Below are 11,624 nucleotides of genomic sequence, written 5' to 3'. Positions count from 1 at the left end.
CTTGGCGCCCCGCAGGGATTCGTGCTGAGATGCGGGCCACAGCTCAATGACGCGCCTCCGGGGAGGGGAATGTGGCGGATACCGCCATGTCTGGTTCTGGTCCCGTATCCACACCCGCGCCGGACCCCGCGTCCGGCGGACGGGTGTCTGCCCTCCAGACCGCGGTATGGCGGCTGCGATCCCGCGGCTGCTGGACCGACGCCGCGGCCCTGCTCGAACCCGACCCCGGCCCCGCCGCCGCACTCCAGCGGGCCGCGCTCCTCGTGGAGCGCTGCCTGTTCACCGAACAGGGCTGGAGCGAGGCCGAGGACGCCCTGCGCGCCGCGGAAGCCCTGGCGGGCACCGACGACGAACGCGGCGCCGCGGCCTGCGAGCGCGGCCAGCTGGCCTACGCGGCCACCGTGCTCGGCGTACGCGACCGGGCCGACGAAGCCCGCGCCGCACTCGGCCGGGCCGCCGCCCTGCTCGCCCCCGGCGCGGCGACGCGACCGCTGCTCGACTACCGCCGCGGCCTGATCGCCGAACACCTCGCGAACTCCCCGCAGGCCGCCCGCGCCGCCTACCGCCGCGCCCACGCGGGCGCCACCGCCCACGGCGACCAGCTCCTGCTCTCCTTCACCTGGCGCCACCTGGCCGGACTCGCCCTGCGCGACGGCGAGTTGGCCGAGGCCAGACACGGCTTCACCGAATCCCTGCGCCTGCGCGAAGAACTCGGCTACCTGGTCGGCACGGCCCCGGCCCTGGCCGCCCTCGCGGAAGCGGAACCGGAGCCGGAGGCAGCCCGCCTGCGAGCAGAGGCCTCCCGCCTGTTCCGCCTCCTCGGCAACGTCCCGACTTGGCTGGCGGCCCAACTTTTCAGCCCGTCCGGAGATTGAGAACGAGCCCGAAAGGCGACAAGGGGCCCGGGGCGAAGCCCCGAGGCCGTCCGCAGGACTTTCGGGAAGGGGCGGGGTGGGGAAAAGGCCCGCCGCAGGCACCCCACCCCACCCCGGCCACAGCGGCACAAGTCAGCCCCCCAGCCCGCCCGGCGATCGAGGACGAGCCCGAAGGGCGACAAAGGGCCCGGGGCGAAGCCCCGAGGTGGGGCCCCGAGGTGGGGCCCCGGCATGATCGGCCGCATGAGCGACTACCTCAGCCACCTCTTCACCCTGCACAACCGCACAGCCCTCATCACCGGCGGCAGCTCCGGCATCGGCCTGGCGATGGCGACCGCCCTCGCCGGCGCCGGGGCGCACGTCGTCCTCATGGCCCGCCGCGCGGAGCCGCTCGGGGAAGCCGTCGAGGGGCTCCGGAAGCAGGGCCACGAGGCCGACTTCCTCACCGCCGACCTCACCGACCGCGAGGCCCTGCGCACCGCCGCCGACGACATGGCGCAGACGTACGGCGAACCGGACATCCTCGTCACGTCCGCGGGCATCAACCTGCGCCCCCCGATGGACGAACTCACGGACGCGGACTGGGACTTGACGATGGCGCTGAACCTGGACGCGCCGCACTTCCTGGGCCGGCGATTCGGCCCGGGGATGGCGGCCAGGGGCTGGGGCCGCATCATCCATCTCGCCTCGCAGCAGACGTTCCGCGCCTTCGGCAACAGCGGTGCCTACGGCGTCTCCAAGGCCGCCGTCGCCGGGCTCACCCGCTCGCAGGCCGAGGCCTGGTCGGCACACGGCGTCTGCGTGAACGCCATCGCACCGGGCTTCGTGCGTACGCCCCTGACGCAGGCCGTGTTCGCCGACCCGGAGCGCGCGGAAGCCATGGCGGCCCGCACCATGGCGGGCCGCAACGGCGAGGCCGACGACTTCGCGGGGGCCACCGTGTTCCTGGCGAGCGACGCGGCCCGCTATGTCACGGGCCAGACGCTGTGCGTCGACGGCGGCTTCTCGGCGCACTGAAGAAACCGACGAAGCTGAAGAAGCGCGCTCAGACCGCCCCGTTGAAGTGCTCCCGCACCAACTCCCGCACCACCGAAAGGTCCTGCGCCACCAGCGCCTCAAGGAGCGCCGAGTGCTCGGCCGCGTCGGCCACGAGGTCGGCGCGGCGGTGGTGGACGGGGCCCGTCATGAGCGGCCACTGCGAGCGGCGGTGCAGATCGTCGGCGATCAGGAGCAGCTGCTGGTTGCCCGCGAGGGCGAGGATCGCCCGGTGGAAGGCGCGGTCGGCGTCGACGTACTTGGCCAGGTCGCCACGGGCCGCCGCCGCGGACGTCTCGTCGGCCAGCGGCCGCAGCTCCGCCCACCGCTCGGGCGGCACGGTGCGGGCCAGGCGCAGCATCACCGGGACCTCCAACAGGGCCCGGATCTCGGCGAGTTCGGAGAGTTCGCGTGCGCTGCGCTCGGTGACGCGGAAGCCGCGGTTGGGCACGACCTCGACGGCCCCCTCGTGGGCGAGCTGCTGCATGGCCTCACGGACGGGTGTCGCGGAGACGCCGTAGCGCTCGCCGAGCGCGGGCGCGGAGTACACCTCGCCGGGCAGCAGGTCACCGCTGACCAGGGCGGACCGCAGGGCTTCGAGGATCTGTCCGCGTACGGAGTGCCGCTGCACCCCGGCGGCCTGCGGTTCCCCGCGGGTGCGCTCGACCGGCTCACCATGGGTGCGCTCGACCGGCTCACCGCGGCCGTGCTCGACCGGCTCCCCGTGGGTGTGCTCCCCGCGGGCCTGCTGCTGCGGAATCCGTGCGCGCGGCACATCGGTGGCACCGGGGCGCGGCCTGGCCTGCTCCACTCGGGTCCTCCTCGATGTGCCGTCATTGGGTCTGCCGTGCAGGGCGTGGTCCGAGAAGGACGATAGGCGGGGTGGGCGCGAGTTCAAACATCGATCGCATCGGGTAAGGTAAGGCTTACCTGCTAACGATCGCTTGAATCGGTGGTCCCCGCATGTCCCTGCCCGCCCTGGCCCCAGCTGCCGTCCGCACCGGCTTCTCGCCCGTCGCGGACGCGTATGCGCGCCTGACCGAGGTGTTCCCGGGACTGCGGATCGAGGAGCTGAGCCCGGCACAGCAGGCCCCCGAGGGCGGCGGCTGGGTCGCCGCCGACCGGCTCGCGGCCGGCGGGGCCGACCTCGACGCCTTTCTCGCCTGGGACAACGCGCAGATCCTGCGGGACTACAAGGAACAGGCCCGCCCCGATGTGATCGCCAGCTTCGGACTGCACCGCTACGCCTGGCCGGCCTGCCTGCTCATCACCATCCCGTGGTTCCTGCTGCGCCGCGTGCCGCGCTTCCCCGTGGCGAACGTCACCTTCCAGCGCACCCTCGGCCGGATGGCCGTCCGGGTCGAGGATTTCGCCTGCCTGCCGGACGACCCGGCCGCCGGAGCGCCGGGCGCACGTGTCGTGCCCGACGAGGAGGCACTGCGCGGTGAGGTGCGGGCGGCCGTGGCCGAGCACCTGACCCCGGTGCTCGACGGCTTCGGGCCGCGGATGCGCCGCCGCTCGCGGGCCCTGTGGGGCATGGCGACGGACGAGATCGTCGAGGGCCTGTGGTACGTCGCCCATCTCCTCGGCGAGGAGCGGCGTGCGATGACCGAGCTCGAACAGCTCCTGCCGGGCACCACCAAGCCGTATGTCGGCACCGCGGCGTTCCGTGAACTGACCGGCCCCGACGGCGAGTCGCTGCCCACCAGGGACCGCGCCAGCTGCTGCCTGTTCTACACGCTGCGCCCCGAGGACACCTGTGTGACGTGTCCGCGCACCTGCGACGCCCAGCGCATCGAAAAGCTGAGCGCGGGCGCCGCGCGCTGAATCACCCGCGGCCGCACCGCCGTTGTTGACCGCCCCGCACTGAACCACCCGTAAGGGTGGCATCACTCGAACTCAACTACTCCTTTTCGTGCGGTGGTTCGAGCACAAGTCCCTCATCAGCGGCCCGTCGCACCCCCTTGGCGTTCTCTTGCTCCGAAACCCCCTGAGGGCCTTTCGGTGTGGGCCAATATGGCGCCCGAAACCCCCTCCCGTCACCCACCACCACCCTTCCGACGAAGCGCTCCGCGCACCCCCCTTATTTCCTGCGATGCAAGGGACCCCAGATGAGAATGACCGACATATCGCTGGACTGGCTGCTTCCCGGCGGCGTACTGCTCCTGGGCCTGCTGGTGGCGGTGACGGTGCTCGCGCGCGGAAAGCGCGCCGGGGACAAGGCTGCGGCTGCGGAGGACACCTGGGAGCGCAGCGAGGAACGCCGCAGGCGCAAGGAAGCGATCTACGGCACGGCCTCCTATCTGCTGCTGTTCTGCTGTGCCGCGGTCGCGGCCGCGCTGTCCTTCCACGGCCTGGTCGGCTTCGGCCGGCAGAACCTCAACCTCTCGGGCGGCTGGGAGTACCTGGTGCCGTTCGGCCTGGACGGGGCGGCGATGTTCTGCTCGGTCCTCGCGGTACGCGAGGCCAGCCACGGTGACGCGGCGCTCGGCTCACGCCTGCTGGTGTGGACGTTCGCGGGCGCGGCCGCCTGGTTCAACTGGGTGCACGCGCCGCGCGGCCTCGGCCACGCCGGTGCCCCGCAGTTCTTCGCGGGCATGTCACTGAGCGCCGCGGTGCTCTTCGACCGCGCCCTGAAGCAGACCCGCCGCGCGGCCCTGCGCGAACAGGGCCTGGTACCCAGGCCGTTGCCGCAGATCCGGATCGTACGGTGGCTGCGGGCGCCGCGTGAGACCTTCGGCGCCTGGTCGCTGATGCTCCTCGAGGGCGTACGCAGCCTGGACGAGGCGGTCGAAGAGGTACGCGACGACCGCAAGCAGAAGACGCAGAACCGTCACCGCAGGCGCGAGCAGGAGAAGCTGGAGCGCGCCCATCTGAAGGCCGTCAGCCGGGGCCAGACCCTGCTGGCCCGCCGGGCGGCCGGCGGACGGCAGCTCGGCTCCGGCAGCCAGCCGCCCTCGGTGGCGCCGGCGGCCGCGAGCGCGCAGGTAGGGCAGGGCGGCGCGGACCCTGCCATAGCCGGCGCCGAGCAGCTGCCCGTGCGCTCAAGACCCTCCCTGCAGGCCGTCAACGGCACTGAGGGCGCGCCCGTCACCGTCGACCTCACCGCGGAGGACGACACCCAGACACTGCCCAGGCTCGATTCCCTGGAGCAGAAGCTGAAGGACCTGGAGCAGCAGTTCGGCTGACCTGTGCGGGCCGGCGCCCCGCCCATCGGGCGTCGGCCGCACGGCGGACCACGGCCCTCACAGCAGCCCTCCGTCCAGTTCGAACCACACCGCCTTTCCCACTCCGTGCGTCCGCACTCCCCAGGCATCGGCGAGCGACTGGACCAGAAGCAGGCCACGGCCGTGCGTACCGTCGTCGGCGTTCGGTACCCGCAGCCTGGGCCGACGTGCCACGAAGTCCCGCACCTCGACCCGGAGCCGCTGTGCGCGCACGGTGGCGGTGAGGATCGCGTCGTAATCCGTGTGCACCAGTGCGTTGGTGACTATTTCGCTGGTCAGTAATTCCGCTGTGTCGGCGCTGCCCGGCTTTCCCCAGTGGACGAGCAATTCCCGCAGTGCGTTCCGCACTTCGGCCACTGCTCTGAGATCCGCGCGGCCGAGTCTGCAGCGCAGCTGAACCGGGTCCCCCTCCGTGGCAACGCTGTCGGCCGTACTTTCCTGTGCGTGCCTTGTCATGACCCCCGCCCGTAGGCCGATGGCTCTTCCTTTCGTGAACCCCTTCACGTCGAACACGTACACGGTGATTCATGCCCCGAGGGCCTCGCGGCACGCATGTCCATTCCTCAACAAGTGACCGCGGATGTCCGGCGGTCTCCCGGGGAAGTGAAGCCGGGTACGTCGCGCGTGAGCCGGGTCCGCCTACGGTGAGCGGGCCCCATTCATGAGGAGCCGCAAATGCACGACGACCGACTGCTGGTGGAGGGCCGCCTGGAGCGCGCGCTGCGCCAGTTCATCCGTCCCGCCGTCTACCGCGAACACACCCCGCTGACGCTCTCCGTCTGGCACACGCCGGGCGAGCCGGTGCCCGTCGCCGATGCCCTCGACGCCGCGTACGAACCCTTCGACGCCGGTACCGAGTGGGGAAAGCCCTGGTCGACCAGCTGGTTCAGGATGTCGGGCCAGGTGCCCGACGCGTGGGCCGGGCGCCATGTCGAAGTGGTGGTGGACCCGGGCTTCAGCCACGAGGGCCCGGGCTTCCAGGCCGAGGGCCTCCTGTACGACTGGACGGGCGTGCCCCTGAAGGGAATTCACCCCCGCAACCGGCATCTGACAGTGGCAAAGAGCGCGCGCGGCGGGGAGCAGGTGCGGCTGCTCCTGGAGGCGGCGGCGAACCCCGCGGTGCTGCACGACTTCGTACCGACGCACCTGGGCGACGTGACGACCGCAGGGGATCGCCCGCTCTACCGATTCGCGACTGCCGAACTGGCCGTACTCGAACCGGAGGTATGGCATCTCGTGCTCGATATCGAGGTGCTTTCCGAGCTGATGCACGAGCTGCCGCCGGACCGGCCGCGCCGCCACGAGATCCTGCGGGCCCTCGAGGACATGCTGGACCGCCTCGATCTCCATGACGTGGCGGGCACGGCGGCCGCGGCACGTGCCGCCCTGAGCGGCGTGCTCGCGCAGCCCGCGGCCGCCAGCGCCCACCGGGTCTCGGCCGCAGGGCACGCGCACATCGACTCGGCGTGGCTGTGGCCGCTGCGCGAGACGGTCCGCAAGGCCTCGCGCACCTTCGCCAATGTGACGGCCCTGGCCGGCGACTACCCGGAGCTGGTGTTCGCCTGTTCGCAGGCGCAGCAGTACGCCTGGGTCAAGGAGCACCAGCCGCACATCTGGGAGCGCATCAAGAAGGCCGTGACGGACGGCAATTGGGCGCCGGTCGGCTCGATGTGGGTGGAGTCGGACGCGAACATGCCGGGCGGTGAGGCGCTCGCCCGGCAGATCGTGCACGGCAAGCGGTTCTTCGCCGAGGAGTTCGGCGTCGAGACCGAGGAGATCTGGCTGCCCGACTCCTTCGGCTACACGGCGGCCTTCCCGCAGCTGGCGAAGCTGGCCGGGGTGCGCTGGTTCCTGACCCAGAAGCTGTCGTGGAACCAGAGCAACAAGATGCCGCACCACACCTTCTGGTGGGAGGGCATCGACGGCTCCCGCGTCTTCACCCACTTCCCGCCGGTGGACACCTACAACTCCCAGTTCCTCGCCAGTGAACTCGCCCACGCCGAGAAGAACTTCGCCGACAAGGGCCGCGCCTCGCGCTCCCTCGTGCCGTTCGGCTTCGGCGACGGCGGCGGCGGTCCCACCCGCGAGATGCTGGAGCGGGCCCGGCGCCTGCGCTCCCTGGAGGGGTCTCCGCGGGTCGAGATCGAACGCCCTTCGGCGTTCTTCGCGGCGGCCGAGGAGGAGTACGCCGCGGCGGCGCCGGTGTGGTCGGGCGAGCTCTACCTGGAGCTGCACCGGGCCACGTACACCACCCAGGCCAAGACGAAGCAGGGCAACCGGCGCAGCGAACACGCCCTGCGCGAGGCCGAGTTGTGGTGCACGGCCGCCGCCCTTCGCGACCCGTCGTACGCCTATCCCCACGACGCGCTCGACCGGCTGTGGAAGACGGTGCTCCTGCACCAGTTCCACGACATCCTGCCCGGCTCGTCCATCGCCTGGGTGCACCGCGAGGCCCGTGACACCTACGCGGCGGTGCTCGCGGAAGTCGACGAGCTGACGGCGGCGGCGGTCCGCTCCCTCGACGGGGGCTCCGGCGGGGACGCGGTCCTGAACGCCTCGCCGTACGAGCGCGCCGAGGTCATGGAGACCGACGACGGCGCCCTGGTCCATGTCGTGGTCCCGCCCCTGGGCAGCCAGAGCCTGACCACGGCGGCCGCGCAGTCCCGCGGCCAGGGCGGCGAGATCGGCCAGGTCAGGGCCGAACACACCGACGGCGGCTACCTGCTGGAGAACGAACATCTGCGCCTCACCGTCGACGCCGACGGACTCCTCACCTCGGTACGGGATCTGCGCGCGGGCCGCGAGGTCCTCGCCCCCGGCGCCCGCGGCAACCTCCTGCAGCTGCACCCCGACCACCCCAACCAGTACGACGCCTGGGACATCGACAAGCACTACCGCCGCAAGCACACCGACCTCACGGCGGCCGAGTCGGTGGAGCTCCTCGAGTCGGGTCCGCTGCGCGCCACCGTCCGCGTCGTCCGCGCCTTCGGGAAGTCCCGGATCACCCAGGAGCTGCGGCTGAGCGCGGGCAGCCGCCGCGTCGACATCGTCACGGACGTCGACTGGCAGGAGTCGGAGAAGGTACTCAAGGCCGCGTTCCCGCTCGACGTCCAGGCCGAGCGGTCCGCCGCCGAGATCCAGTTCGGGCATGTGCACCGGCCCACGCACGCCAACACCGGCTGGGACGCGGCCCGTTTCGAGATCTGCGCCCACCGCTGGCTGCGGGTCGCCGAGGAGGGCTACGGAGTGGCGGTGCTCAACGACTCGACGTACGGGCACGACGTGACGCGCACCCCGCACCCCGAAGGCCTGGGCACCACGGTCCGTCTGACCCTGCTGCGCGCCCCGCACTCCCCCGACCCGCACACCGACCTCGGCGCCCACCGCTTCACGTACGCGCTGCTGCCGGGCGGTGGCGTCGGGGACGCGGTCGCCGAGGGGCTCGCCCTCAATCTGCCGCTGCGCACCGCGACCGCCCCGGTGCTCGCGCCGCTGGTCACGGTCGACGACCCGGCGGTCACCGTCGAGTCGGTCAAGCTCGCCGAGGACCGCGGCGGCGATGTCGTCGTACGTCTCTACGAGTCCCGGGGCGGCCGGGCGCAGACGGTCCTGAAGGCGTCGTTCCCGGTGGCGCGGGCGGACGTGACGGATCTTCTGGAGCGGCCGCTGCGTCCGGCCGAGACCGGCGAGGGCGGCCTCGCGCTGTCCCTGCGGCCGTTCCAGATCCTGACGCTGCGGCTCACGCCCGCGTAACGCCCCCGGACACCCCTGTGCCCGGTCCCGCCAGCAAGCCGGGACCGGGCACAGGAAGGGGGACGTGCGCGGTGCTTACAGGAGGTGGATACCCAGGTCGAGTTCCAGGTCGAGCAGGGCGTCCAGGTCGATGTCCAGGAACGCGGCCAGGTCGGCGTCGATGGTGACCGCGGTGGCGAGGTCGGCCTCGACCTCGACGCCGGCGTCGAGGTCGACCGAGGTCGACAGGCAGGTGGCGAGGTCGGCGTCGACCGCCGCGACGAGGTCGGAGTTGAGGGTGATCGCGCCACCGCCGAAGTCGACGACGGCGTCCGCCTTGCCCTGCGTGGTCTGGGCGATCTCGGCGTCGCTGAGGTCGACCGAGCCGATGGTCACGCCGGCCTTGGCGCCGACGGTGGCCTTGATGGCACCGCTCGCGACGTCGACGGAGAGCCCGCTGATCTTGATCTTCTTGTTGCCCTTGCCCAGCTCCAGACCGCCCTGGAGCTTGATCGTGCCGCCGGTGAGCTCACCGTTGGCGTGCACGATCTTGCTGCCGGCGCCGACCTTGAGGACGACACCGGCGTCGGCCTCGATGCTGGACACGGCGGAGGCATCGAGCGCACCGTCGACGGCCGCGACGACGACGCCGTGGGTGTCGAGGTCGAGACCCGTGCTCAGGTCGACACGGAGCAGACCGTCCTTGACCGGGGTCTCGGGCGACGGCGCGACCTGCGTGGCGGCGGCCGGGGTCTGGGCGGGGGTGGCGGCGAACGCGGCCGGAGCGGCGAAGCCGGAGACGAGGAGCGCTGCGACGGCGACAGCGGAGACACGACGGTAGGCGGTCATGGGTGTCACGGGCCTTCCTGTGGAGAAAGTGTGATGGTCACCCCATGACACTTTCCGCGCCATCCGGCCGACCGCTCGGCCCGAGCACGGACTCCACCCGGACGGCCCACCGCCGTCCCTCCTGAAACCCCGTCAGGGCCGGGGAACGTTGCGCAGGTTGGAGCGGGCCATCTGCACCATTCGGCCCACACCGCCATCCAGAACGATCTTGCTGGCGGAGAGCGCGAAGCCGGTCACCATCTCGGCGCTGATCTTCGGCGGGATGGAGAGCGCGTTCGGGTCGGTGACCACATCGACCAGGGCCGGGCCCTTGTGCTTGAACGCGTCCTTGAGGGCGCCGGCCAGCTGCTTGGGCTTCTCCACGCGCACGCCGTACGCACCGCAGGCCCGGGCGACCGCCGCGAAGTCCGGGTTGTGGTTGCCGGTGCCGTACGACGGCAGTCCCGCCACCAGCATCTCCAGCTCGACCATGCCCAGGGAGGAGTTGTTGAAGAGCACGACCTTCACCGGCAGATCGTGCTGGACCAGGGTGAGGAAGTCACCCATCAGCATCGAGAAGCCGCCGTCGCCCGACATCGAGACGACCTGACGGCCCCGGTCGGCGAACTGGGCGCCGATGGCCTGCGGCAGGGCGTTGGCCATCGAGCCGTGCGAGAACGAGCCGATGATGCGGCGCTTGCCGTTCGGCGACAGATAGCGCGCCGCCCAGACATTGCACATCCCGGTGTCGACGGTGAACACCGCGTCCTCGTCGGCCAGTTCGTCCAGGACCGAGGCGACGTACTCGGGATGGATCGGGACGTGCTTCTCGACCTTCCTCGTGTACGCCTTGACGACCCCCTCCAGGGCGTCGGCGTGCTTCTTCAGCATCTTGTCGAGGAAGCGCCGGTCGGTCTTGGGCCTGACCCGCGGGGTCAGACAGCGCAGCGTCTCGCGTACGTCGCCCCAGACCGCGAGGTCCAGCTTCGAGCGCCGGCCGAGGTGTTCGGGCCGTACATCGACCTGGACGATCTTCACGTCGTCGGGCAGGAAAGCGTTGTACGGGAAGTCCGTGCCGAGCAGGATCAGCAGATCGCACTCGTGGGTGGCCTCGTAGGCGGCGCCGTAGCCGAGCAGTCCGCTCATGCCGACGTCGTACGGGTTGTCGTACTGGATCCACTCCTTGCCGCGCAGGGCGTGCCCGACCGGGGACTTGACGGTCTCGGCGAACTCCATGACCTCCTTGTGGGCGCCCGCCGTGCCGCTGCCGCAGAACAGGGTGACCTTGTCGGCCTCGTCGATCATCGTGACCAGCTTGTCGAGCTCCGTGTCGCCGGGGCGTACGGAGGGCCGCGAGGTGACCAGGGCGTGCTGGTAGGCGGCCTCGGGGGCGGTCTCGGAGGCCACGTCGCCGGGGAGCGTGACCACGCCGACGCCGCCCCGGCCGACCGCGTGCTGGATCGCGGTCTGCAGCAGGCGCGGCATCTGCTTCGGGCTGGAGATCAGCTCGCTGTAGTGGCTGCACTCGCGGAACAGCTGGTCGGGGTGGGTCTCCTGGAAGTAGCCGAGGCCGATCTCGCTGGAGGGGATGTGCGAGGCGAGGGCGAGGACCGGGGCCATGGAGCGGTGCGCGTCGTACAGGCCGTTGATGAGATGCAGATTGCCCGGGCCGCAGGAGCCCGCGCAGGCGGCCAGCTTGCCCGTGATCTGGGCCTCGGCACCGGCGGCGAAAGCGGCGGTCTCCTCGTGGCGTACCTGCACCCAGTCGATGTCGCCGGTGCGGCGGATCGCGTCCACCACCGGGTTGAGGCTGTCGCCGACGACTCCGTAAAGGCGCCGCACCCCGGCGCGGACGAGGATGTCGACGAACTGCTCGGCGACGTTCTGCTTGGCCATGGGGGCGCACCTCTCCTCTGAGCCCTTTCCT

Annotated in this window: 9 protein-coding genes; 5 read left to right on the top strand and 4 right to left on the bottom strand. The window is 71.5% G+C overall.

Annotated elements, in window-relative coordinates:
- Positions 1–71 precede the first annotated feature (71 nt).
- Complete coding sequence (locus tag ACFQVC_RS01975) at positions 72–875, top strand: hypothetical protein (protein ID WP_381825701.1); 804 nt, start codon at positions 72–74, stop codon at positions 873–875.
- 243 nt (positions 876–1,118) lie between these two features.
- Positions 1,119–1,892 carry an SDR family NAD(P)-dependent oxidoreductase gene (locus ACFQVC_RS01970; protein WP_381825699.1) on the top strand — a complete coding sequence of 258 codons (774 nt, stop codon included), beginning with the start codon at positions 1,119–1,121 and terminating at the stop codon, positions 1,890–1,892.
- Between the two features lie 28 nt (positions 1,893–1,920).
- Here ACFQVC_RS01970 and ACFQVC_RS01965 read toward each other — a convergent pair whose 3' ends face one another.
- The gene (locus tag ACFQVC_RS01965) at positions 1,921–2,721 is read right to left on the bottom strand and encodes a GntR family transcriptional regulator (protein WP_381825697.1); all 801 of its coding nucleotides are present in this window, start codon (positions 2,719–2,721) and stop codon (positions 1,921–1,923) included.
- Between the two features lie 152 nt (positions 2,722–2,873).
- Between ACFQVC_RS01965 and ACFQVC_RS01960 the strand changes: the two genes are divergently transcribed.
- Positions 2,874–3,737, top strand: a complete 864-nt coding sequence (locus ACFQVC_RS01960; protein ID WP_381825695.1) for a (2Fe-2S)-binding protein — start codon at positions 2,874–2,876, stop codon at positions 3,735–3,737.
- 284 nt (positions 3,738–4,021) lie between these two features.
- The gene (locus tag ACFQVC_RS01955; RefSeq protein ID WP_381825693.1) at positions 4,022–5,098 is read left to right on the top strand and encodes a DUF2637 domain-containing protein; all 1,077 of its coding nucleotides are present in this window, start codon (positions 4,022–4,024) and stop codon (positions 5,096–5,098) included.
- A 57-nt stretch (positions 5,099–5,155) separates the two neighbouring features.
- On the opposite strand, the gene ACFQVC_RS01950 is transcribed toward ACFQVC_RS01955, so the two are convergent.
- The gene (locus tag ACFQVC_RS01950; RefSeq protein WP_381825691.1) at positions 5,156–5,593 is read right to left on the bottom strand and encodes an ATP-binding protein; all 438 of its coding nucleotides are present in this window, start codon (positions 5,591–5,593) and stop codon (positions 5,156–5,158) included.
- 219 nt (positions 5,594–5,812) lie between these two features.
- On the opposite strand from ACFQVC_RS01950, the gene ACFQVC_RS01945 reads away from it, so the two are divergent.
- The gene (locus ACFQVC_RS01945; protein ID WP_381825689.1) at positions 5,813–8,890 is read left to right on the top strand and encodes an alpha-mannosidase; all 3,078 of its coding nucleotides are present in this window, start codon (positions 5,813–5,815) and stop codon (positions 8,888–8,890) included.
- Positions 8,891–8,965: 75 nt separating this feature from the next.
- Here the strand turns inward: ACFQVC_RS01945 and ACFQVC_RS01940 are convergent, their stop codons facing one another.
- Complete coding sequence (locus ACFQVC_RS01940; protein WP_381825687.1) at positions 8,966–9,727, bottom strand: hypothetical protein; 762 nt, start codon at positions 9,725–9,727, stop codon at positions 8,966–8,968.
- A 123-nt stretch (positions 9,728–9,850) separates the two neighbouring features.
- Positions 9,851–11,593, bottom strand: a complete 1,743-nt coding sequence (locus tag ACFQVC_RS01935; protein WP_381825685.1) for a pyruvate dehydrogenase — start codon at positions 11,591–11,593, stop codon at positions 9,851–9,853.
- Positions 11,594–11,624 lie beyond the last annotated feature (31 nt).

It is taken from the genome of Streptomyces monticola (assembly GCF_042665355.1).
GTDB lineage: Bacteria > Actinomycetota > Actinomycetes > Streptomycetales > Streptomycetaceae > Streptomyces > Streptomyces monticola.
This window is presented reverse-complemented; position numbering and strand designations above follow the sequence as displayed.

Excerpts from the sequence above, each read along its gene's own strand:
- ACFQVC_RS01970 (WP_381825699.1), top strand. The coding sequence starts at position 1,119 with ATGAGCGACTACCTCAGCCACCTCTTCACCCTGCACAACCGCACAGCC.
- ACFQVC_RS01960 (WP_381825695.1), top strand. The coding sequence starts at position 2,874 with ATGTCCCTGCCCGCCCTGGCCCCAGCTGCCGTCCGCACCGGCTTCTCG.
- ACFQVC_RS01955 (WP_381825693.1), top strand. The coding sequence starts at position 4,022 with ATGAGAATGACCGACATATCGCTGGACTGGCTGCTTCCCGGCGGCGTA.
- ACFQVC_RS01950 (WP_381825691.1), bottom strand. The coding sequence starts at position 5,593 with ATGACAAGGCACGCACAGGAAAGTACGGCCGACAGCGTTGCCACGGAG.
- ACFQVC_RS01945 (WP_381825689.1), top strand. The coding sequence starts at position 5,813 with ATGCACGACGACCGACTGCTGGTGGAGGGCCGCCTGGAGCGCGCGCTG.
- ACFQVC_RS01935 (WP_381825685.1), bottom strand. The coding sequence starts at position 11,593 with ATGGCCAAGCAGAACGTCGCCGAGCAGTTCGTCGACATCCTCGTCCGC.